Below are 23,309 nucleotides of genomic sequence, written 5' to 3'. Positions count from 1 at the left end.
AGGGGAATAATGTGAAATCTATTTTTATAAATGGTCAGATATACACGATGAATCCAATGGAACCTATTGTGCAGTCCATCTTTACTCAAAATGAGCGAATAGTAGATATTGGGACGAATGAAGAAATTCTACATCAATGGGGAAGAAATGGAGCTAAAATTATCGATTTGGAAGGTAGGACTGTTTTGCCAGGATTGATAGATAGTCATCTGCATATTTCGAGTGTTGGTATCAATTCTCAAGAACTGGATCTCACTAACGTGAAAACTACAGATGATTTATTAGCTTCCATCAGGAGTTGGGCAGTTAATATGAAACCTGGTGAGTGGATTTTGGGAAGAGGCTGGGATGAAAATATATTTCCAGATAGAAGAATTCCTTCTATTGAAGAGTTAGACAAGGTTTCGCCGAATAATCCACTTTTTTTGCCTCGAATTTGTGGACATGCTTTTTTGGTTAATAGCATTGCTCTGAAAGTAAGTGGCTACCACCCAGATATGGATATTCCATATGGAGGGACAATTGTATTAGACTCTTCTACGAAAAAACCTAATGGGTTATTGCTTGAAACTGCATCCGTCATTGTTTCGAAGCATATTCCAACAAAGAGCTACGAACAATTGAAAATTGCTTTACAAGCGGGCTTACAAAAAGCATTAAGTGTAGGTTTAACAAGTATCCATACAAATGATCCGAATTATCTTGGCGGTGCACGACAAACATATCGATTATTCGATGAACTTATCAATCATGATGGAATTGGACCTCGAAGTAATCTGTTAATAGATTATGATTATTTAGAGGAGATGGTTACCTCTGGAATGAGAACGGGCTATGGAAATGACAAGGTTATGATAGGGGCGATAAAATTATTTGCTGATGGCGCATTGGGTGGCAGGACAGCTCATCTATCAGAGCCCTATTTGGATGATCCTGATAATGTTGGTAACGCAATGTACGATAACGAAGTCTTATTTCAACTAATACGTGATATTAGACTGCAGCATATGCCTGTTGCCATACATACGATTGGGGACCAGGCGCTTATCGATGTCCTTGATATATTAGATCAATTCAAACCGTCCAAATATCGGGATAGGCTCATACATGTTTCTGTATTGAACGAACGTTTAATACAAAGATTAAGTAGTCCAAATCGAATTGTGGATTTGCAACCTAAATTTGTGTCGAGTGATTTTCCTTGGATTGAAGACAGAATCGGTAAGGAACGAGCAAGATTTGCATATCCTTTTAAAAGCTTATTAGAAAATGGAGTTATTAGTGCGGGAAGCTCCGATGCTCCAATTGAACCTTTAAATCCTTTATTAGGTATTCATGCAGCCCTCACAAGAAGGAAAGCTGGAGAAAACCATGAAGGCTATATCGAGCAAGAAAAATTGTCTATGTATGAAGCTATTCATTTATTCACAGTGGGGGGCGCTTACGCAACCAATGAAGAAAACTTGAAAGGAACATTAGAACGAGGCAAGTTAGGTGATATGACTGTTTTATCTCATGATCCTTTTCAAATGGAAAGTCCCGATGAATTATTAACAACAAGTGCGGAAATGACCGTCATTGGAGGAGAAATAAGGTACCAAAGATAAGCATGTAAAATCACAAATCGGAGAGGGGTTATGTTTTTGGATGCAATTCTAGAAACGATTGTTGGTTGGTTATGGGGATTACCACTAATCTTTACGGTTCTATTTGTAGGCTTATATTTTACCATTGGAAGTAAACTTTTTCAGTTTATTCGTTTACCTCATATTTTTAAAGAAACATTTGGAAAAGTATTTGGTAAAAAAGATAAATCGGAAGATACAAAGGGAATACTAACTCCTTTTCAAGCTGTCAGTACAGCCATAGGCGGGAGTGTAGGGGTAGGGAACATTGGTGGCGTTGCAACTGCCATTGCTATTGGAGGACCAGGAGCAGTTTTTTGGATGTGGATTACCGCTTTACTCGGTATGATTACAAAAACGGTAGAAGTAACCTTATCTGTGTACTACCGAAATACAGATGAAAAAGGCAACCCATATGGTGGACCAACTTACTATATGGAAAAAGGTCTTGGTGAGGAAAAGAAATTCAAGTATTGGAAAGTTCCGGCCATACTATTCGGCTTAGGTATTTTCACAACATTTTTTATTACGCTTCAAAATTATACGATTTCAGAAGCAGTTAGCTCTACGTTCAATATCGGAATGATTCCTGCCTCATTTATTTATTTGACTATTATTTATATTATTATTTATGGTGGTATCAAACGGATTGGTGAGATTGCTTCTTTGCTCGTTCCGTTTATGTGCTTGTTTTATGTAATTGCTGGGCTTTTTATCATTTTTAAAAATTACTCTGAAATTATTCCTGTTTTTTCTTTAATATTTGATAGTGCTTTTTCAGGAATGGCAGCAGTAGGTGGCTTCACAGGAGCGGCAATTGCTCAGGTTATTCGTATGGGGGTTGCACGTGCGGTTTATAGTAATGAGGCTGGATGGGGTACTTCCCCGATGATTCATTCCACGGCTAAAACTGCCCACCCTGTTAAGCAAGGAATGTGGGGGGCGATGGAGGTATTCGCGGATACCATTATCGTATGTTCAATCACTGCGTTTACTATTATCATAACAGGTGTATGGTCTTCAGGTTTGGATGGTGCTGCTCTTACATTATCTGCTTTTGAAATTGGGATTGGAGAGTTTGGTAGATATATTATTACAATCTCCATCTTCTTATTTGGACTAACCACTTCTACGGGTTGGTATACGTATTATGAGATATTGTTAAGACATGTATTTAATAATGAGAAGAAGCTTGCATTGAAGTACAAAATATTAACCCTGTTTAAATGGCTATATCCTGTGCCCGGCTCATTAATGGTAATATATGCAGTGATGAATGACATGCCAGGAAAAGCAGTTTGGTATTTTGCGGATATTACGACAGCAATTCCTACTTTTGTTAACTTAATCGTTATACTGTTCTTAAGCAAAAAGTTCTTCGAGTTGCTTCGAGATTACAAAGCTAGATACTTAAATATAGGAATTGTTGATCCTAACTTTAGTGTGTTTTACGAGGATAAGGTGAAAAAAGATAATAGTAAATAGCTAGAATCCCAAACAAATCGCTTAAAAGCGGTTTGTTTTTTTGGTTTAGTACTTATGTATTGTTTTAATAAAAATTTTTTTATATAGGTTTTCAATGTATAATTTCGTTCTAAACGGGAATATCTCCCTATTTTATCTAGATATAATAATACCCGTAAGATACCAACACGGTGTAAAAAATACCGATACGAGAAGGAAATTTGATGCTTTTCAACCTATAAAAATACTTCATCAAAGTAAACCTCGATATGCTTTTGACTAAAGCGAGTGGTATATACTTCTACAATGTGTCCCTAAGTCAATAAGCGGAGAACCCTAATAGGTGTTTTAGAACATATTTAAAGAAAAAGAATGATAAAAATTTATGAAGGTATTACAAGATAAGAGGATTTCTGTGGAACAGAAGTCAATTATGCAGTAGTAATATATATGTTGTAGTAGTATAGGCTTGAATCATAAGGGCTGTAATAACCGCTGAATCATCTTTTAAATTTAAATTCCACAGGTCTATATTCCTGAAATTAATTTAAGGCAGTTTATGGACCTTTATAAGCATTGGTAAATTTGATATTTTTAGAATATTACAAAAGAGAGGAGTATAACAGGTTATTATTTTATGAAAATATATCTTTAGTAGGGAGTGGAGTAATTTGAAAGCGTTTTCGAAAAATATTGTAGTTCTTTTAGTTGCACTTGTATTAATTGTTTCATCTTCATTTCTTTATAGCCATCCCGTTTCTGCAGAAGTAGAAAAAAGATTTAATGATCCTATTAACTTGGGTTCTCTCATTCAAAGTGTAGCAGTATATGACTCTACTTATGGAGTTGAAGATGGAAGGAATATAATGTACACAACTGCAAGCGGTGAGCCGGCCATCTTTCAGGTTATAGATCTTCAAAGCCAGGAGGTACTTAGAACATATCCGCTAGAAGGAACTGGAGCTGTTTGGACACATATTACGGTACCAAATGGTAATGTCTATATTGGCGGCAATGGGTATCTATATGAATATTCCCCAGTAACAAAGGAAGTTAGGAATCTTGGGGGTATAGGAGAGAGTGTTGTATACGGTTTGTCCTATGATGAAGAGGGACGTGTCTATTTTGGTTCGTTCCCAAATGCAAAAGCTGGCCGCTATGATCCAAAAACAGGGGAAATGAAGGATTATGGCAGTGTTGCTCCAGGAGAAAGCTACTCCCGGTCCACAGCATATCACAATGGGTACTTATATTTAGGTATCGGTGTTGATAATCGCATAGTAAAATTAGATGTAGAAACAGGTGAATATGAAGCAATAAAGGTGCCTGACCATGTTATTCCAGGTAGCAGTGTTTGGCAACTGGATGCAGCTGGAAAATATATTGTCGCTGGTGTTGGAGGCGGCAGTAATACACTCTTGTTCTATGATACAGAAACAGGCAATTGGAGTGATAATTACTATACCAACAATAAAGGTTTACGATTAATCCATGGCTTACCTGGAAGCGATAAAGTATACTTCCTGCAAGGCAATAGGTTGAAGGAAGTGGACTTGAATACGCTTGAAGCGGTTGATACAGGAGTTGTATTTGGAACCTTTTTGCGAAACACAGCTTGGGTTGAACTAGAAAACGATTCAGACTTTCCTGGCAAATCATTAGTCACTGTCCAATTTGGCGGCCAAGTCACTTATATGAACTTACAAACCAAAAAAGTAAAAACGATTCAATACCCAATTGTCGGCAATCCAATTCCTATACAGACGTTGGAAAAAGGGCATGACGGCAATTTATATTTAAGCGGTTATCCGGGAGGGAAAGGTGCCGTATACAATCCGGAAACAAATGAAAACAGTAATTTCAACCTGGCACAAGCAGAAGGTATGGTACCTCTTGGAAATAAAATGTATTTTGGGATTTACCCGGGTGCACTTATTTTAGAGATGGATGTAACCAATCCAGTTCTTTCCACTAAACAAATTTACGATATTCCTAATCAGGACAGGCCATTTATTATGACAGCGGCAAATAATAAATTATATATTGGTACGATTCCTGACTATGGTTATCTGGGGGGATCATTAACAGTACTTGACCCAGCCTCTGTAAAAGATACAAAAGTTTATGACGATGTTGTCCACAATCAATCCATAGCGGGATTGGCAGAAGCGAATGGAAAGCTATATGGATCAACAACAGTCGCCGGTGGATTAGGAATAGAACCTACAGAGCCAGCGGCAAAAATATTTGTCTGGGATATAGAAAAGGGTGAAAAAATTACTGAGTTTGTTCCGGACATACCAGGTGTTACAGTTCAGCCCAAGATGATAAGCGGAATGTCGTTAGGACCAGACGAACTGTTATGGTCTGCAGCGGGTGGCACGGTTTTTGCAATGGATCCGGAAACATTATCAATTGTAAAAAGCAAAAACGTATATCCTGAAGTAAAAGATCATGGCAGATGGAGGCCAATCCATATCCGTTGGGGCGAGGATGGTCTGATGTACACTAATCTTGCTGGTAACTTAACAGTAATCGACCCCGATTCACTGGAGAGCGAAACATTGGCTAAGGCGGAGTTAATGACAATTGGAGATGATGGACAAATCTATTATGCAGATAAAGCTAATTTAATGAAAATTGAAGTATTGGATACGTTAGAATCAGCACTGAAGTTAGTTCAAAAACATTCCGACGATGGAAATCTAACACATTCATTAAGTAAGCAACTGTTTAACTCTATTACAACAGCTATACATCACCGGGATATGGGCAGAGATAAGCAAGCTAGTAAGCATCTGCAGGATGCTATAAAGCATATAGAAAATGCTAAAGAAACGGATATAACTGCAAATTTATATAAAAAGTTGCAGAAGGTCCTTAATTCTATCGAGCTATAAAACTTAGTATAAACCTGCTTTAGGAATCATGTTCAGAACGAAGTTACAAACGCGTTTGTCCTTTTGAATCAGTACTTATGTATCGTTTTAGTTAAAATTCGGTTTGGTTGAGTTTTTTATGTTTCATTCAATTCTAGACGGGAATATAGATAGGGAGCGCGACTTAAGCTCAAATATCTTAAAGGAGGAATTAAAAAAATGCCTAACAACCAAGACAAACGCAGCAGAAACGACAATCCAAATTGGCCAAATGAAGCGGAACGAAATGGAAGAGAAGCAACCTCCAATAATCAAGAGAATGAGTTTTATGAGGAATTAGGTCGTAAGGGCGGAGAAGCTCGGAACAATTTCAATGAGTATGAACAAGAGCAAAATAAAGAGAATGTACAAAATAACAAAAAACGTAACGAAGACGATTTTAATTCGATAAATAGCTAAGGTTAAAAGGTTTTAAAACTAAATTAGTTAAAAACAGGGTGCACAAAGTCAATGAGACTGCGTGCACCCTTTTAATTCTCCTTAAAAAACTTTTTATTTGAAATTTGGCTACTATTAACATATAGTGAATCTTGGCGAAATAGTAAAACCAAGAAAGTAAGGAGAAGTCAAGAAGCACATGTTAAGTAGATATACGAATGATTATATGCAACAGATCATCCGCTCCATTATGAAAACTGTAAATATAGATTTAGAAATAAAACCAGACCATTCTGGCATAAATATGAGCTACAATTTTATAGGAAATTATTTAGGTGTGGATTTTCAACGATTAATAAGATCGTGGGAAGAAATTCAATCGCCTATTTCATTTGAATCATATATTAATATCTTAACTATTCACGAATTGGGTCATGCATTGGATCGTTCAGCGTTACTTGATTCACTTGAGCGGACAATAGAATTTTTTCAAACTAAAAAAAGTTATTTAGCCAGTGAAATTTATAATAATAAGGATTTACTCTTTAATCTTCTAGAGGAACATGAGATGAATATAACGTTTGAAGAGACTGCTTGGATGAATGCAGAACGACTTAATAAGAAATTTTCTCTGTTTGATCCTTCCAGCTTTGAATTAGTGAAGAAACACAGTTTAGAATCTTACCAAAGGGTATATTTAGATGATTTGAAATCATACGAGCTCCTTATAGAGGGCTTAAGCGAAAAAACAGCATAACAAAAAGGCTATCCTAAATCGTCTATATATTGGGATAGCCTTTTATATTAAATACCTTTGCCTTTGTTTAGAGCTTTCAATATAGGGAATCTAATAATTATATACATTATTAAATTTCATAAAGAGGAGAGAACAAACATGGCTAATCACGATGAAAAAAAGCGTTATGATGAAGATCCAAATACTACACAAGAGCAACCAAGTAAAATTGAAGAAATAGAAGAAAGAAAAGAAAACGAAAAAAACAATCAAAAAGACGGAAATTATTCAGAGGATACAATTAGCACAGAAGAAGATAGTAAATTGCGTCGATAATTACTAGTTAGATTTGTTTAGAGATGCGCCTGATCACTTGCCGATTAGGCACATCTCTTTTGTTTTGTCCAATTATCTCATTTGAATGTATCAGTACGCACTGAATAAATGATATAGTGTATATAATTAAGTACATACATAAGCTAGTGAAGGTGGCGATTTAGGTTGAAAAAAAAGAATCATCCAATTTTAAAGGATGAAAACGTCATTTTATTTCCTGGAATGATAGAAAAATATGTGGAAAAAGGTCTTAAATTTGCGGAAGAGAACAATTTTTTGGAAGCGGTATCTTGCTTTGATGAGGCTAACAAATATAAAGAATTAAGTGATATGGTACAAAGCGTTTATATTCTTTCCTTATTAGAAGCTGGTAGAGCTTTAGATGCGAAGATAATTTGTGAAACACTCTACGAAAAAAAATCTCCTTTTTTTGAACAAGTAATTGAATTATATTTGACCATTTTACTCGATTTAAAAGAATACAAACAGTTAACTGAAGTATTAGATGAGTTAATGAAAGATTCGACTTATACATTTATGCAAAAGAAGAATTTTAAACAACTACGAGAACTAAGTATTAAAATGCTAACAGATACTACATATGCTGCAGATGAAGAGACACAAAAGAACTTTGACGGTGAACTGTTCAAGCTTGCTAAGTTTGTAAAACTACCTTTTGGTCAGCAGGAATTATTATTACAAGAAGCATACCAAGCTGATATTAACGGACTATCAAAGGATATTATCACTATTATTGAGAGCCCAGATATAGTTCCTACTATTAAATCTCTTGGTTTATTACTTCTTGGGGCTGCTGGAGTGGAAAGTGAAGTCACTGTTGAGAAATTTGGTTTTAAAGAAACGGTTGTTCCAACTTCACCACCCGAACGTACTGCAGTGGATCGGGTCGAACCTATAAAACAATCGATCGAAAATTTATTGGAGAAAGACCCAAGTAAGCTTCAAATGACGTTGGAAATGGTTCATCGACATGCTTATGCCTTGTTTCCTTTTGATTGGGTAGGATATACTAATGAAATAGTAGCGAACAGATATATTGAATATGTGGATATGTTATTTGGTAACCGAGAATTGATGTCAGATGAGTTCTTTGAGCTGGTTATAGCATTGGAAGAATCATTAGAAGTGATGAGTTATGAATAATGTTGAAACTCTATTCATCTATGCTATAATATACAAGTTGTCAATATAATTAGTGAAAAACTGTTCTGTATAATTGTCTTATACAGGCTGCTAAATTATTGTAAATTATTTTTTGGAGGTAGAATATATGTCAATGGATCAGACTGTAAAATGGGAAAAACAAGAAGGCAATAATGGTTTATTAACAGTAGAAGTTGCTGCAGAAGAAGTAGCAAAAGGATTAGACCAAGCGTTTAAAAAAGTAGTTAAACAAATTAACGCTCCAGGTTTCCGTAAAGGGAAAATGCCTCGTCAAATTTTCGAAAAAATGTATGGTGTAGAATCATTATTCCAAGATGCATTAGATATCATTCTTCCTCATGCTTATGGGCATGCTGTTGAAGACGCTGGAATTGACCCAGTAGATCAACCAGAGATTGATATCGTAACAATGGAAAAAGGGCAGCCTTTAGTTTTCACTGCTAAAGTTGTTGTAAAACCAGAAGTAACTCTAGGAGACTATAAAGGTCTTGAAGCAACAAAATTAGAGGAAACTGTAACAGATGAAGAAATCGACGAGCAACTACAAAGCCAACAAAGCCGTTTAGCTGAATTAGTTATTAAAGAAGATGCAATCGTTGAAGGTGATACAGCTGTAATCGACTTCGAAGGATTCGTTGATGAAGTAGCATTTGAAGGTGGAGCTGGAACAGATTATCCATTAGAAATCGGTTCTAATTCATTCATCCCAGGTTTCGAAGAGCAATTAATCGGTGCTAAAACTGGAGATGCAAAAGATGTTGAAGTAACATTCCCAGAAGAATACCATGCTGCTGAATTAGCTGGTAAAGCTGCTACTTTTAAAGTAACAGTGAAAGAAGTTAAAGGGAAAGAACTTCCTGAACTTAATGATGAATTTGCGAAAGAAGTAGATCCAGAAGTTGAAGGTATCGACGCTCTACGTGCAAAACTAAAAGAAGTAACTGCTGAAGAGAAAAAACAATTAGCTGCTCAAACACTTCGTGATACTTTAGTGGAAGCTGCTGCTGCAAACGCAACAATTGATATTCCTGAAGCAATGATCACTTCTGAAACTGACCGTATGTTACAAGAATTTGGTCAACGTTTAGAGCAACAAGGAATGAACTTAGATCTTTACTATCAATTCTCTGGCCAAGACGAAGAAGCATTACGTGCTCAAATGACAGAAGATGCTAATAACCGCGTAAAAGTTTCGTTAACACTTGAAGCTATTGCAAAACAAGAAAATATTGAAGCTTCTGAAGAAGACATTAATGCAGAGCTTGAAAAAATGAGCACTCAATTCAACATGAAGATTGAAGATATCAAACGTGCACTTGGTGGTACTGACGTTCTTGGTAACGATTTACGTTTCCAAAAAACAGTTGAATTCTTAGTGGATAACGCTAAAATTTCTTAATCACAAATTTATACGGATTTAATACAAATAGAGCAAGGTACAGCTATATAACTGTGCCTTGTTCTATCATATACATAGCAATTTATTTGATTTAAAAACATACTTAAACTTATTATTTGATTACTTGAAGAGAATCTTGTAACATAATTGCTTGAATAGGGGTGAATATTTTGTTCAAATTCAATGATGAAAAAGGGAACTTAAAATGTTCTTTTTGTGGTAAACCACAGGAACAAGTTCGTAAGCTAGTAGCAGGACCAGGTGTATATATTTGTGATGAATGTATCGATCTTTGTTCTGAGATTGTAGAAGAAGAGCTAGGAATTGAAGAAGAAGTAGAATTCAAAGAAGTTCCAAAGCCAAAAGAAATTTTAGCTATTTTAGATGAATATGTAATTGGACAAGAACGAGCAAAAAAATCACTTGCTGTTGCTGTTTATAACCATTACAAGCGAATCAATTCGAATAGTGTAATCGATGAAGTAGAATTAGCTAAATCTAACATAGTATTAATAGGTCCTACTGGTAGTGGTAAAACATTGCTAGCCCAAACACTTGCGAGAATTCTTAACGTTCCATTTGCAATTGCAGATGCGACTTCGTTAACAGAAGCAGGATATGTTGGGGAAGATGTAGAGAATATTCTTTTAAAACTAATTCAATCAGCAGACTATGATATCGAGCGTGCTGAAAAAGGTATTATATATATTGATGAAATAGACAAAGTTGCTCGTAAATCCGAAAATCCGTCTATTACACGAGACGTTTCCGGTGAAGGCGTACAACAAGCCCTTCTTAAAATATTAGAAGGTACTGTTGCTAGTGTTCCTCCACAAGGTGGACGTAAGCATCCTCATCAAGAGTTTTTACAAATTGATACAACGAATATACTATTTGTTGTTGGTGGTGCTTTTGATGGAATTGAACAAATCATTAAACGTCGTCTAGGTGAAAAAGTTATTGGTTTCGGAGCAGATCCTAACAAAGTAGAGGTTGCAGAAGGTTCCGTACTTTCTCAATTGATACCTGAAGATTTATTGAAGTTTGGTTTAATACCAGAATTCATTGGTCGTTTACCAGTACTTGCGAGCTTAGAGCAACTAGACGTAAATGCGTTAGTTCAAATTCTTACAGAACCGAAAAATGCGCTTGCTAAGCAATATCAAAAGATGATCGAATTGGATAATGTGAAGTTAACATTTGAAGATGAAGCATTAGAAGCTATTGCAAAAGAAGCGATTGAACGTAAAACTGGTGCTCGTGGTCTTCGGTCAATAATCGAAAATATCATGCTTGATGTAATGTTTGAATTGCCATCAAGAGATGACATTGTAGAATGTGTTATTACAAAAGAATCTATTACAGATAAAGCCAAACCTAAACTTTTATTAGAAGATGGCACTGAATTAGAAAAGGATAACGAAAAAACATCGGCTTAACTAGCCATTGACAAAGCTGGCTTCCAATCTGCGCGTGCTTAGCGCATGCAAGGATGTCAGCTTTTTCAACTTATTAGCTTCTTTTTTTTATCGAAGCATTATTAATGAATTATTCGGACAGAATAAGTTGGAGGTGACTACCCAAATGACTAAAGAAACAAAAGAATTTTATCCAGTACTGCCTTTAAGAGGTTTGCTCGTTTATCCTACAATGATTTTACATATAGATGTAGGACGAGAACGTTCCATTGCTGCACTGGATGAGGCAATGATTCGAGAGGAAAAGTTATTTCTTTCCGTTCAGCGAGATATGACCGTAGAAAAACCCGAAATGTCTGATCTTTATGATGTCGGCATAATTGCTAAAGTGAAGCAGATGGTGAAGCTGCCAAATGGTACGATGAGAGTTCTAGTAGAAGGATTACAGCGTGCCATTTGGGATGATTTTAATCACCTTGATAATTTTGACGAAGTTGCTGTCACTGCATTTATCGAACCAGAAAAAGCGGATCAAGAAGAAGTGGCACTCATGCGTACGCTAGTACATAATTTTGGAAAGTATTCAAAATCATCCAAGAGTGTCTCAGAGGAAACTTTAAACTCAGTTAGTGATATTGAGGAACCTGGTCGTTTAGCTGATATGATTGCTTCGCATTTACCTTTAAAAATTTCTGGTAAACAGGAAATACTAGAAATAATGGATGTCAAGGAACGCTTAGAATGGTTAGTAGGTCGATTATACAATGAACAGGAAATATTAGACCTAGAAAAGAAAATAAATACAAGAGTTAAACATGCAATGGAGAGAACGCAAAAAGAGTTCTATCTTAGAGAACAGATGAAGGCCATTCAGACAGAGCTTGGCGATAAAGAAGGTAAAACAGGTGAAGTTGCCGAGCTAAAAAAGCGTATTGAAGAAGCAGGCTTACCTGCAGAGACGAAAAAGAATGTGTTAAAGGAACTAGACCGTTATGAAAAACTTCCTACACAAGCTCCAGAAAGTGGCGTAATACGAAATTACATCGATTGGATTGTCTCTATTCCGTGGACTAATGCGACGGAGGATCAGTTAGACATTAAACGCTCAGAACGCATTTTAGATAGAGATCATGAAGGGTTAGAAACTGTTAAAGAGCGGGTATTAGAGTACTTGGCTGTAAGGCAGTTAACGAAATCCTTGCGAGGTCCGATACTTTGTTTAGCAGGACCTCCTGGTGTTGGTAAAACCTCCTTGGCTAAATCAATTGCGGAGTCTTTAGGACGTAATTTTGTACGTATTTCACTTGGAGGAGTCCGAGATGAATCGGAAATTCGTGGTCATCGAAGAACTTATGTTGGTTCGATGCCTGGACGAATCATTCAAGGGATGAAGAAAGCGGGAACGATTAACCCGTTGTTTTTACTTGATGAAATCGATAAAATGTCAAATGATTTCAGAGGGGATCCATCCGCAGCAATGCTAGAAGTGTTAGATCCTGAGCAAAACAATTCATTTAGTGATCATTATATCGAGGAGACATACGATTTATCTAATGTTCTATTCATCGCTACAGCAAACGATTTAAGCACTATTCCAGGTCCATTACGTGACCGGATGGAGATTATCTCCATTGCCGGCTACACGGAAATAGAAAAGCTTTCTATTGCAAAAAATCATTTATTGCCAAAACAGCTGAAAGAGCATGGTTTAACAAAAAGTCAGCTGCAACTGAAAGATGATGCTTTACTAGATGTAATTCGTCATTATACGAGAGAAGCTGGGGTGCGTAGTTTAGAGCGTGTAATAGCCAATCTTTGCCGTAAAGCTGCACTTCAAATTGTATCTGGCGATAAAAAACGGGTTTCCATTACGACAAAAAGTTTAGAAAATATCATTGGTAAACGTAAATTCAGGTATGGACAGGCTGAAACCGAAAATCAAATAGGAGTGGCAACTGGTCTTGCTTATACTTCCGTAGGTGGAGATACGCTTCAAATCGAAGTGTCATTATCTGCAGGTACAGGCAAACTCCAATTGACTGGTAAGCTCGGAGATGTGATGAAGGAATCTGCACAAACGGCATTGTCTTATGTACGTTCCAAGGCAGAGGATTTTGGAATAGATCCAACTTTTTACGAAAAAAAGGATATTCATATTCATGTTCCAGAAGGTGCTGTTCCGAAAGATGGTCCTTCAGCAGGTGTTACGATAGTTACAGCTCTCGTTTCGGCGCTTTCTAGGCGTCCGATAAAACGGGAAGTCGGTATGACTGGTGAAGTTACTTTAAGAGGTCGAGTATTACCAATAGGTGGTTTAAAAGAAAAGACACTAAGTGCACATCGTGCAGGTTTGACGACAATTATTTGTCCGGCAGACAACGAGCGCGATATTGAAGATATACCAGAAAGTGTTCGCGAAGTATTAACATTCCATTTTGTTTCCGATGCTGAAGAGGTGCTTCAACTGGCTCTAGAGGAGGCAAAATAATGAAAATCCATAATGTAGAATTACTAATCAGTGCCGTAAGACCAGCTCAATATCCAGAAGGTGATTTACCTGAAATAGCATTGGCAGGACGTTCCAATGTTGGGAAATCATCGTTTATCAATAAAATGATTGGTCGAAAAAGCATGGCTAGGATTTCATCTAAACCAGGTAAGACGCAAACATTGAACTTTTATCAACTAGAGGAAGCTTTGATATTTGTTGATGTACCTGGTTACGGATACGCAAAAGTTTCTAAAACAGAACGAGCTGCTTGGGGTAAAATGATTGAAACTTATTTTACCTCTCGCAACATTTTAAAAGCAGTTGTGCTAATCGTTGATCTAAGACATCCGCCAACAGGTGATGATTGTATGATGTATGATTTCCTAAAGCACTATAATATCCCTTGTATCGTTATTGCTACAAAAGCAGACAAAATCCCTAAGGGGAAATGGGATAAGCATAAAAAGATAGTAAGTGAAGAATTACAAATGGATAAAGAAGATCCATTAATCGTTTTTTCTTCAGAAACAGGATTAGGTATTGATGCAGCCTGGAAAGAAATCGAAAGTAGAATATAATTCTTCTTTGATTTGAGTAGAATAGTATGAACAATTCTTGGTGAGCTCTTGTGCGATAAATCGTTCAAGAGCTCGTTTTTTTAATGATGGTATGATTAGATATAGTAAGTGTAATAATTCCACTCTGTTCGGGATATCCCTATTAGTTAATGTTTTATAAAAATGCTCGTAAGACAAGGTTAAAACTATTCAATATAGGGAATAACATCCTTAATAATCAGTTTTATTTTTTGAATAATTATACTTTTACTAATTTGGGTAGATTGTTTGAATTTGACGATATTGTTTGGTATTATTATTTTATAATAATTCTAAATAAGATTTCATATGTTGTTCACAAATGAGCAAGGTACTAGCGTAAAGCTATGATATAATTGGACTTATGAAATGAACGTGAAGGGGAGACCTATTCCATGCATACAATCGTGGTTGGTGTCAATTACCGTACTGCTCCTGTCGAAATTCGCGAAAAACTGTCGTTTGTGGAAACAGAACTTCCGAATGCGATGCAAGCACTACAAGACCAAAAAAGTATATTAGAAAATGTCATCGTATCTACTTGTAACCGTACAGAGATTTACGCTACTGTAGACCAGCTACATACAGGTAAGTACTATGTGAAGCAATTTTTAGCAAATTGGTTTGATATACCATTAGAAAACTTATCTAACTACTTATTTGTTCACGAAGATGACCAAGCGAATAATCACTTGTTCCGTGTTACAGCGGGCATCGATTCGATGGTACTAGGTGAAACACAAATACTAGGTCAAGTGAAGAAAAGCTTTCTAAATGGGCAAGAAAATGGTACGACAGGTACTGTTTTCAATCAATTATTCAAACAGGCAGTGACATTTGCAAAACGAGCACATGCGGAAACGGCAATCGGTGAAAATGCTGTATCGGTTTCATACGCGGCAGTAGAGTTAGGGAAGAAAATATTCGGCTCCTTGAAGCATAAGCACGTAGTTATTTTAGGTGCTGGTAAGATGGGCGAGTTAGCAATTCAAAATCTACATGGTAGTGGAGCTGAAAAGGTTACGGTTATCAATCGTACTTTTGAAAAAGCAAAAGAGCTTGCTGCTAAGTTTGATGGCGATGCTAAACCTATGGACGAGCTTCAATGTGCATTGTTAGAGGCAGATATTCTGATCAGTTCAACGGGTGCAACAGAATTTGTTATAGATTTTGAATTGATGCAGTTTGTAGAACGTCTACGTAAGGGTAAACCATTGTTTATGGTGGATATAGCTGTGCCGCGGGATTTAGATCCGCGTATTGGCGATCTCCCAAATGTCTTCCTATACGATATTGATGATTTACAAGGAATTGTGGAAGCTAACTTAGCGGAAAGAGAACGTGCGGCTAAGCAAATCAATCAAATGATTGAAACAGAAATAGAGCAATTTAATGATTGGGTAACGACGCTTGGTGTGGTACCTATTATTACAGCACTTCGTCAAAAAGCGAATACGATCCAAGCTGAAACTATGGCCTCTATTGAAAATAAAATGCCTAATTTAACAGATCGTGAACGCAAAATTTTAAATAAGCATACAAAATCGATTGTCAATCAGCTTTTAAAAGAGCCGATTTTACAAGTAAAAGAGTTATCTGCAGCTAAAGATCCTGCAGCTCAGCTTCAACTATTCCAACAAATATTTGGCATAGAAGATGATGTGCAAAAGGAAGTAGCATTACAAGCTGAAAAAGCTAAAATCAATTTAAAGCAAGCATTAATTGAATCGCAGAATTTAAAAGAAAATTTGTTATTTAACTAAGTAAAGGAGGCGTTTTTATATCTGTGTGGAGACAAATAGATATAATGAACGCCTTTTTACTATGTAAAGGGAGAATGTTATGACTGATCTGACGATGACAAGGCTTCATGAGATTATGGTCATTCTTCAAGCTATAAGCCTTGTCTTTTATTTTATTGATTACTTACAGAAGGATCTACGGGCACATCGACTAGCTGTTTGGTTACTTTTAATCGTTGGTACTTTACAAACAATTTTTTTAATCATGTATATGTTGGAGATGAAGCGATTTCCAATACTATCATTGTTTGAAGGTATATATTTTTATGCTTGGTTGATTATTTTGCTTTCTCTTGTTTTACAGCTTGTATTTAAATTGGATCTTCCTGCATTCTTTTTGAATTTGATTGGATTTATTTTTATGACAATTCATACGTTTGCACCAAATCCAATTGCGCAGTCACTGGTAGGGGAAAACCTTAAATCAGAGCTATTATTCATTCATATTATGTTCGCGCTACTCGCTTATACAGCTTTTGCTTTATCATTTGTTTTTTCGACCTTATATTTAATCTTATATAAAGTTTTAAAGAAGAAAAAGTGGACGAAACAGTTCACTAGATTACCCTCTTTACAACAAGCTGAGAACGGAATGAGTCTATCCATTCTAACGGGTATTCCACTATTGTTTGTAAGTTTAGTTCTTGGGTTAGAATGGGCATATATAGCTTTAGATGCCTTTTCACTCTATGATATAAAGATAGTCAATTCTTTTATAGTATTAGTGATTTATATTCTTGTATTATTGATCAGAAAATCGGCAAAGATTAAAGGAACAAATTATGCGTGGATACACATTTATGCGTTCCTTTTTGTACTGATTAATTTCTTATTAGGTAGTCAATTATCTCAATTCCATATTTGGTATTAAAGAAAGGACGCGGTCATGATATGCGTAAAATTATTGTAGGATCTAGACGAAGTAAATTAGCTTTAACTCAAACAAATTGGTTTATTCAACAAATGAAAGATATGGGAGCACCTTTTGAGTTTGAAGTAAAAGAGATTGTAACAAAGGGTGACCAGATTTTAGATGTTACACTTTCCAAAGTTGGCGGAAAGGGACTTTTTGTAAAAGAGATTGAACAGGCTCTTTATGACAAAGAAATCGACTTTGCAGTGCATAGTATGAAGGATATGCCATCTGTCTTACCAGAAGGTTTAGTAATGGGATGTACACCAAAACGTGTGGACGAACGTGATGCATTTATATCCACAGACCATGTGAAGTTTACTGATCTTCCAAAAGGAGCAGTAGTAGGGACGAGCAGTTTAAGAAGAAGTGCACAACTGTTATTATTACGTCCGGACATTGAGATTAAATGGATTCGTGGAAATGTAGATACTCGTCTACAAAAATTAAAGGATGGCGAGTATGATGCAATTATTTTAGCGGCGGCAGGCTTAAAACGTTTAGGTTGGAGCGATGAAGTTGTAACAGAATATTTATCTCCTGAGGATTGCATACCTGCGGTTGGACAAGGAGCTCTAGCGATTGAGTGTCGCGCAGATGATCAAGAATTAATCGATGAGCTAGCAAAGCTATCAGATCATGATACTTGGGTTGCAGTAGAAGCAGAGCGTTCATTTTTAGCTGCAATGGATGGTGGATGTCAGGTGCCGATTGCTGGACATGCAACAATTAGCGGAGATAAAATTACAATGACTGGATTAGTTGCAGCACCAGACGCTTCTGTCGTTTATAAAGAAATAGTAACTGGTACAGATGCGGATGCCCTAGGCAAGGAACTAGCACGTATTGTGACTGAACAAGGAGCATACGATTTAATCCAACAAGTGAAGGCAGATTTGAATGTTTAATAAAGCTCCTTTGTCAGGAGAGAATGTCATTTTTACAGGCATTCTAAGGTCATCGGAAGCACCAGAACTTGTTGAAAGACTCGGTGGAAATGTTGTAATTTCTCCGATGATAGCTACAAAGGAGATAGTTAGTTCTGATGATTTACATCAAATACAAAGCTGTAACTTATATGAATGGCTTATTTTTACAAGTCAAAGTAGCGTGAAGGCATTTCAGTCTAAGATGGTAAAATATCAGCTGGATGCAAGTTTTTTTACAGCTAAAATCGCAGTGGTAGGAATAAAAACTGCACATGCCATTGAAAGCTTGGGGTTTTCAGTAAATTTTACCCCTTCTATATTTAGTGCGGACATATTCGTTAAGGAATTTCCGAAAGTTGCATTATCTACGGATCGTTGTTTATTTGTTAAAGGTAATCTTGCAAAAGATACAATAACAGCCGGCATGTCCAATGATGTAAAAGAATGGACTATTTACGAAACTGTGGAATTAGAAGAAAACAAGGAAAATGTGAAGGAGCTATTGAAGAGCGGAGAAAGATGTTCTATTATCTTCACAAGTCCTTCTACAGCCGAGGTTTATCATCGAAGTATTGGGACTTCCTTCGGATATGAACATGTCACAGTATGTGCAATTGGACATATCACTAAGAATTTTTTAGAATCGAAGAAGGTTTCTGTGCAGGTTATGCCTGACACTTATACTTTAATAGATGTGATTGTTAAATTAGCGGAATGGAAAGGAAGAGTGCAATGACTGAATTATTTTTTCAACGTCATCGTCGTTTAAGACAATCAGCAGGAATACGAGCAATGGTAAAGGAAACTTATTTACATAAAGAAGATTTAATCTATCCTATATTCGTCATGGAAGGCGAAAACATTAAAAACGAAGTATCATCTATGCCAGGCGTTTTTCAATTCTCTCTTGACCGTTTAAATGAGGAAGTAGATGAAGTAGTTGATTTAGGAATTCCTTCAGTTATTTTATTCGGACTTCCTGCTGAAAAAGATGCGGTCGGAACTGGCGCATACCATGATCACGGAATTATACAAAAAGCAATTCGTCAAATTAAAGCACGTCATCCGCAATTAGTTGTAATAGCTGATACTTGCTTATGCGAATTTACAGACCACGGTCATTGTGGTGTCGTGGATGAAAATGAACGTATCTTGAATGATCCTTCCCTTGATTTATTGGCAAAAACGGCAATAAGCCAAGCAGAAGCTGGTGCAGATATTATTGCACCTTCTAATATGATGGATGGCTTTGTAGCTGCAATTCGTCTTGGTCTAGATGAAGCAGGATATAAGGATATACCAATCATGTCATATGCGGTAAAATATGCATCAGCATATTACGGACCATTCCGTGAAGCCGCGGACGGTGCACCAAAATTCGGTGACCGCAAAACATATCAAATGGATTATTCAAATCGTATGGAAGCAATACGTGAGGCTTCATCAGATGTACAAGAAGGAGCAGACTTCCTTATCGTAAAACCAGCATTATCTTACTTAGATATTATTCGCGATGTTAAGAATACATTTGCTACGCCTATTGTTGCTTACAATGTAAGCGGAGAATATGCAATGGTAAAAGCTGCAGCGATTAATGGTTGGATCAACGAAAAAGAAATAGTGCTTGAATCATTAACGGGAATGAAACGTGCAGGAGCAGATATGATTTTAACATATCATGCTAAAGATGTTGCTCGTTGGTTGGAGGAGAAATAATGACAAAATCATATGAGCAGTCTAAAAAAGCATTTACAGAAGCGAAAGAGTTAATGCCAGGTGGCGTAAACAGTCCTGTACGAGCATTTAAATCAGTTGATATGGATCCTATTTTCATGGAAAGTGGAAAAGGTGCAATACTAACTGACATCGATGGTAACGAGTACATTGACTACGTTTTATCATGGGGTCCTCTAATTTTAGGGCATACAGAACCAAACGTTGTTAAGGCAATTCAACAGGTTGCTGAAACAGGTACGAGCTTCGGTGCTTCTACTTTAATCGAAAATAAATTAGCTAAACTTGTGATGGAGCGCGTTCCTTCTATCGAGATGGTTCGAATGGTTTCTTCTGGTACAGAAGCAACAATGAGTGCACTTCGTTTAGCTCGTGGTTATACAGGGCGTAACAAAATTTTGAAATTTGAAGGTAGTTATCATGGTCACGGCGACAGCCTTCTTATAAAAGCAGGATCTGGTGTTGCTACACTTGGATTGCCAGATAGCCCAGGTGTACCTGAGTCAATTGCTAAAAACACGATAGCTGTACCCTACAATGATTTAGAAAGCGTTCGCCATGTATTCGAAAACTTTGGAGATGACTTAGCAGCAGTTATTGTTGAACCTGTAGCGGGTAATATGGGTGTTGTTCCTCCAGTTGAAGGATTCCTAGAAGGATTACGTGAGTTAACTGATAAATACGGAACATTGTTAATTTTTGATGAGGTAATGACAGGCTTCCGTGTAGGCTATAATTGTGCACAAGGATATTACGGAATTACACCAGATTTAACTTGTCTAGGAAAGGTAATCGGTGGGGGACTTCCTGTAGGTGCCTTTGGTGGTAAACGTGAAATTATGGAAATGATTGCACCTGCCGGACCTGTATATCAAGCAGGAACACTTTCAGGTAATCCTTTAGCAATGACAGCAGGATATGAGACATTAACTCGTTTAAACGAAAAATCATATGATTACTTTATCGAGCTAGGGGATATACTGGAAAAAGGTTTCCGTGAAGCAGCAACAAAATATAATATTCCACATACAGTGAATCGTGCGGGATCGATGATTGGTTTCTTCTTAACTAATGAAAATGTGATTAACTTCGATACAGCGAAAACATCTGATTTAGAATTATTCGCAAAGTATTTCCGTCTCATGGCAGAGGAAGGAATTTATCTCCCACCTTCGCAATTTGAGGGGTTATTCCTTTCAAGTGCACATACTGTAGAGCATATAGAGAAAACAATTCAAGCGTTCCATACAGTATTTGAAAAATTATCGAATAACTAGATCAATTTCTGGTTCTGATTTTTAATTTATTTTTTGTTTGGATTTTACTATTTATTATTTTATTATAAAATTGACAACCTAAATAAAAAGTGAAGCCTTGCATTATTTGCAAGGCTCTTTTAGTCTAAGATAATTGACATTGATTGATTACTAAAATATAATTACTTACGAAAAGTAATCTAAATGGAATAATATAGATACACTATTATGTTTTAGAGAAATGAGGATTTAGTATGCCAAATGTTAAGGAAATATCAAATGATGTAGTGAATGTATTAAAAGATAAAATAAAAGTAATTAAAACCGAAGAAAGTTCAATTTATCTAGTGGGACCAATTCGATTGCCAGTAAATTTACATGGGAATACAGTGATATTTCAATGGTATAGTTGGTTAAATAGCGATGAATACACAGAAGACATCAATCAAATAATAAGTAATTTATCCTCCACTAACCTAGCGGAATATCAACAGTCCAGTGTGTTAGTTTACGGTGACTTTAAAGAAACAGAGGAAACGCTAATCCGCATGCACTCCATTTGCCATACGGGGGATATTTTTGGCAGTAAGCGGTGTGATTGTGGTTTCCAACTTAAGCAGTCAATGCAAATGATAGTTAATAACGGAGCTGGAGCATTATTCTATCTTGCTAACCATGAAGGCAGAGGGATTGGTCTATTTAGTAAAGCGATGGCCTATATTCTACAAGAAAATGGTGCAGATACAGTAGAGGCCAATGAAAAACTTGGTTTTGTCGATGATTCTAGAAATTACAGTGATGCAATCGAAGTGTTAAAAGTATTGCGCACGAAACCAGTTATATTAATAACGAATAATCCTAAGAAAGTAAAAGCATTAAAGGATGCAGGCTTAGCTGTAGCGGGGCGTACACCATTATGGGGAGACGTTTCGGAATTCAATGAGAAGTACTTACACACGAAAATAAATCGCTCAGGTCATATGGAGGAAGAAGGTACTTTTCAAAATGACTAGTCATGCATTTTACATGGATCTTGCCTTGCAAAATGCTCGCGCGATGAAAGGGCAAACAGATCCGAATCCATTAGTAGGAGCAGTTATCGTAAACGATAATCGCATTGTTGGTATTGGTGCACATATGAAACCAGGCGAGCCTCATGCTGAAATCCATGCAATCAGAATGGCAGGGGAACATGCAAAGGGTGCTACGATTTATGTGACACTTGAACCATGCTCGCATCACGGCAGAACTGGTCCTTGTGCAGAAGCAATTGTAGAGGCTGGAATTGAAACGGTTGTTATTGCAACACTCGATCCGAATCCACTCGTTTCTGGTAGAGGAGTGAAAATTTTAGAAGATGCTGGGATTAAAGTTATTTCAGGTATACAAGAGGAAGCTTCTCAAAAGATGAACGAAGTATTCAATAAGTTTATCGTGACGAATAAGCCTTTTATCACTTTGAAATCTGGCATAACATTAGATGGGAAAATTGCAACACACACTGCTCACAGTAAATGGATCACCTCCGCAGCGGCACGTGAGGACGTTCATCATCTCAGAAACGAGCATTTGGCTATTTTAGTTGGTGTTAATACGGTTATCGAGGATAACCCGGAACTAACTACACGTATTGAAAATGGACGTAACCCAATTCGTATCGTTTTGGACTCAACACTGAAAATTCCGTTAGATGCCAAGCTTGTGAATGATCAGAAAGCAGAAACATGGATCTTCACTAGTGCAAATTATGATCAGGCAATAAAAGAGAAACTAGTTGATCTTGGAATTCGTATTTTCCATACAACCAGTTCAAATCATGTTAATGTACAAGAAGTCGTTCAAGTATTGGGAGAAAATCTGATCTCCTCATTACTAATAGAGGGTGGAGGTACGATTAACGCAGCGTTTTTAGAAAATAAGTTAATTGATAAAGCGGTAATTTATATTGCACCAAAGCTCATAGGGGGTAAAAATGCTCCCACATTTATGGAGGGTACCGGTATTGAATTCATGAGTGATGCAGTTGAGCTAGTAGATACAGATATTCAAAAAATAGGGCAAGACTTTAAGTTTGTTGGTTATCCAACATACAAATAAGTTGCATGTAA

Annotated in this window: 19 protein-coding genes; all 19 read left to right on the top strand. The window is 36.6% G+C overall.

Translation table 11 applies throughout. The features are described 5' to 3' along the window. Positions 1–11: 11 nt before the first annotated feature. The 19 genes from ACIQX2_RS10940 (at position 12) to ribD (ending at position 23,298) form a co-directional block, all read left to right on the top strand. Positions 12–1,607: an amidohydrolase gene (locus ACIQX2_RS10940; protein ID WP_402849950.1), complete on the top strand. Its 1,596-nt coding sequence runs from the start codon at positions 12–14 to the stop codon at positions 1,605–1,607. A gap of 36 nt (positions 1,608–1,643) precedes the next feature. Beyond that, positions 1,644–3,110: an alanine/glycine:cation symporter family protein gene (locus ACIQX2_RS10935; protein ID WP_402849947.1), complete on the top strand. Its 1,467-nt coding sequence runs from the start codon at positions 1,644–1,646 to the stop codon at positions 3,108–3,110. A gap of 650 nt (positions 3,111–3,760) precedes the next feature. Next, positions 3,761–5,989 carry an FIMAH domain-containing protein gene (locus ACIQX2_RS10930; RefSeq protein WP_402849945.1) on the top strand — a complete coding sequence of 743 codons (2,229 nt, stop codon included), beginning with the start codon at positions 3,761–3,763 and terminating at the stop codon, positions 5,987–5,989. Positions 5,990–6,187: 198 nt separating this feature from the next. Next, positions 6,188–6,427, top strand: a complete 240-nt coding sequence (locus ACIQX2_RS10925; protein ID WP_402849943.1) for a hypothetical protein — start codon at positions 6,188–6,190, stop codon at positions 6,425–6,427. Positions 6,428–6,605: 178 nt separating this feature from the next. Then, the gene (locus ACIQX2_RS10920; RefSeq protein ID WP_402849940.1) at positions 6,606–7,163 is read left to right on the top strand and encodes an integrase; all 558 of its coding nucleotides are present in this window, start codon (positions 6,606–6,608) and stop codon (positions 7,161–7,163) included. A 138-nt stretch (positions 7,164–7,301) separates the two neighbouring features. After that, positions 7,302–7,478: a hypothetical protein gene (locus ACIQX2_RS10915; RefSeq protein ID WP_402849938.1), complete on the top strand. Its 177-nt coding sequence runs from the start codon at positions 7,302–7,304 to the stop codon at positions 7,476–7,478. Positions 7,479–7,643: 165 nt separating this feature from the next. After that, entirely contained in the window at positions 7,644–8,642 is a 999-nt protein-coding gene (locus tag ACIQX2_RS10910) for a hypothetical protein (protein ID WP_402849935.1), read from the top strand. 133 nt (positions 8,643–8,775) lie between these two features. Continuing rightward, a complete protein-coding gene (gene tig / locus ACIQX2_RS10905) occupies positions 8,776–10,062 on the top strand; it encodes a trigger factor (protein ID WP_402850521.1) in 1,287 nt (428 codons plus the stop codon). 170 nt (positions 10,063–10,232) lie between these two features. Further along, positions 10,233–11,501, top strand: a complete 1,269-nt coding sequence (gene clpX, locus ACIQX2_RS10900) for an ATP-dependent protease ATP-binding subunit ClpX (protein ID WP_093060491.1) — start codon at positions 10,233–10,235, stop codon at positions 11,499–11,501. Positions 11,502–11,646: 145 nt separating this feature from the next. After that, positions 11,647–13,968 carry an endopeptidase La gene (gene lon / locus ACIQX2_RS10895; protein ID WP_402849931.1) on the top strand — a complete coding sequence of 774 codons (2,322 nt, stop codon included), beginning with the start codon at positions 11,647–11,649 and terminating at the stop codon, positions 13,966–13,968. Next, entirely contained in the window at positions 13,968–14,549 is a 582-nt protein-coding gene (gene yihA, locus ACIQX2_RS10890; RefSeq protein WP_402849928.1) for a ribosome biogenesis GTP-binding protein YihA/YsxC, read from the top strand. The genes lon and yihA overlap by 1 nt, the downstream gene beginning before the upstream one ends. Positions 14,550–14,962: 413 nt before the next feature. Then, positions 14,963–16,330 carry a glutamyl-tRNA reductase gene (gene hemA, locus ACIQX2_RS10885; RefSeq protein ID WP_402849925.1) on the top strand — a complete coding sequence of 456 codons (1,368 nt, stop codon included), beginning with the start codon at positions 14,963–14,965 and terminating at the stop codon, positions 16,328–16,330. A 79-nt stretch (positions 16,331–16,409) separates the two neighbouring features. Next, entirely contained in the window at positions 16,410–17,240 is an 831-nt protein-coding gene (locus tag ACIQX2_RS10880) for a cytochrome c biogenesis protein (protein WP_402849922.1), read from the top strand. Between the two features lie 20 nt (positions 17,241–17,260). After that, positions 17,261–18,190: a hydroxymethylbilane synthase gene (gene hemC / locus ACIQX2_RS10875; RefSeq protein ID WP_402849919.1), complete on the top strand. Its 930-nt coding sequence runs from the start codon at positions 17,261–17,263 to the stop codon at positions 18,188–18,190. Next, positions 18,183–18,947, top strand: coding sequence for a uroporphyrinogen-III synthase (locus ACIQX2_RS10870; RefSeq protein ID WP_402849917.1), 765 nt, complete (start codon positions 18,183–18,185; stop codon positions 18,945–18,947). The genes hemC and ACIQX2_RS10870 overlap by 8 nt, the downstream gene beginning before the upstream one ends. Further along, positions 18,944–19,927 carry a porphobilinogen synthase gene (hemB, locus tag ACIQX2_RS10865; RefSeq protein WP_402849914.1) on the top strand — a complete coding sequence of 328 codons (984 nt, stop codon included), beginning with the start codon at positions 18,944–18,946 and terminating at the stop codon, positions 19,925–19,927. The genes ACIQX2_RS10870 and hemB overlap by 4 nt, the downstream gene beginning before the upstream one ends. After that, a complete protein-coding gene (gene hemL, locus ACIQX2_RS10860) occupies positions 19,927–21,222 on the top strand; it encodes a glutamate-1-semialdehyde 2,1-aminomutase (RefSeq protein ID WP_402849911.1) in 1,296 nt (431 codons plus the stop codon). Before hemB ends, hemL begins: the two co-directional genes overlap by 1 nt. Before the next feature lie 233 nt (positions 21,223–21,455). Beyond that, positions 21,456–22,214 carry a GTP cyclohydrolase II gene (locus tag ACIQX2_RS10855; protein ID WP_402849909.1) on the top strand — a complete coding sequence of 253 codons (759 nt, stop codon included), beginning with the start codon at positions 21,456–21,458 and terminating at the stop codon, positions 22,212–22,214. Next, positions 22,207–23,298, top strand: coding sequence for a bifunctional diaminohydroxyphosphoribosylaminopyrimidine deaminase/5-amino-6-(5-phosphoribosylamino)uracil reductase RibD (gene ribD / locus ACIQX2_RS10850; protein ID WP_402849906.1), 1,092 nt, complete (start codon positions 22,207–22,209; stop codon positions 23,296–23,298). The genes ACIQX2_RS10855 and ribD overlap by 8 nt, the downstream gene beginning before the upstream one ends. Positions 23,299–23,309: the final 11 nt, after the last annotated feature.

Origin of the sequence: Psychrobacillus sp. NPDC096623 (genome assembly GCF_044762655.1) — a bacterium.
Classification (GTDB): domain Bacteria; phylum Bacillota; class Bacilli; order Bacillales_A; family Planococcaceae; genus Psychrobacillus.
Note: the sequence above shows the minus strand (reverse complement) of the source record. Positions and strands in the feature narration are given on the sequence as shown.

Excerpts from the sequence above, each read along its gene's own strand:
- ACIQX2_RS10920 (WP_402849940.1), top strand. The coding sequence starts at position 6,606 with ATGTTAAGTAGATATACGAATGATTATATGCAACAGATCATCCGCTCC.
- ACIQX2_RS10915 (WP_402849938.1), top strand. The coding sequence starts at position 7,302 with ATGGCTAATCACGATGAAAAAAAGCGTTATGATGAAGATCCAAATACT.
- lon (WP_402849931.1), top strand. The coding sequence starts at position 11,647 with ATGACTAAAGAAACAAAAGAATTTTATCCAGTACTGCCTTTAAGAGGT.
- ribD (WP_402849906.1), top strand. The coding sequence starts at position 22,207 with ATGACTAGTCATGCATTTTACATGGATCTTGCCTTGCAAAATGCTCGC.
- hemC (WP_402849919.1), top strand. The coding sequence starts at position 17,261 with ATGCGTAAAATTATTGTAGGATCTAGACGAAGTAAATTAGCTTTAACT.
- tig (WP_402850521.1), top strand. The coding sequence starts at position 8,776 with ATGGATCAGACTGTAAAATGGGAAAAACAAGAAGGCAATAATGGTTTA.
- yihA (WP_402849928.1), top strand. The coding sequence starts at position 13,968 with ATGAAAATCCATAATGTAGAATTACTAATCAGTGCCGTAAGACCAGCT.
- ACIQX2_RS10855 (WP_402849909.1), top strand. The coding sequence starts at position 21,456 with ATGCCAAATGTTAAGGAAATATCAAATGATGTAGTGAATGTATTAAAA.
- hemL (WP_402849911.1), top strand. The coding sequence starts at position 19,927 with ATGACAAAATCATATGAGCAGTCTAAAAAAGCATTTACAGAAGCGAAA.
- hemA (WP_402849925.1), top strand. The coding sequence starts at position 14,963 with ATGCATACAATCGTGGTTGGTGTCAATTACCGTACTGCTCCTGTCGAA.
- ACIQX2_RS10870 (WP_402849917.1), top strand. The coding sequence starts at position 18,183 with ATGTTTAATAAAGCTCCTTTGTCAGGAGAGAATGTCATTTTTACAGGC.
- ACIQX2_RS10880 (WP_402849922.1), top strand. The coding sequence starts at position 16,410 with ATGACTGATCTGACGATGACAAGGCTTCATGAGATTATGGTCATTCTT.
- ACIQX2_RS10925 (WP_402849943.1), top strand. The coding sequence starts at position 6,188 with ATGCCTAACAACCAAGACAAACGCAGCAGAAACGACAATCCAAATTGG.
- hemB (WP_402849914.1), top strand. The coding sequence starts at position 18,944 with ATGACTGAATTATTTTTTCAACGTCATCGTCGTTTAAGACAATCAGCA.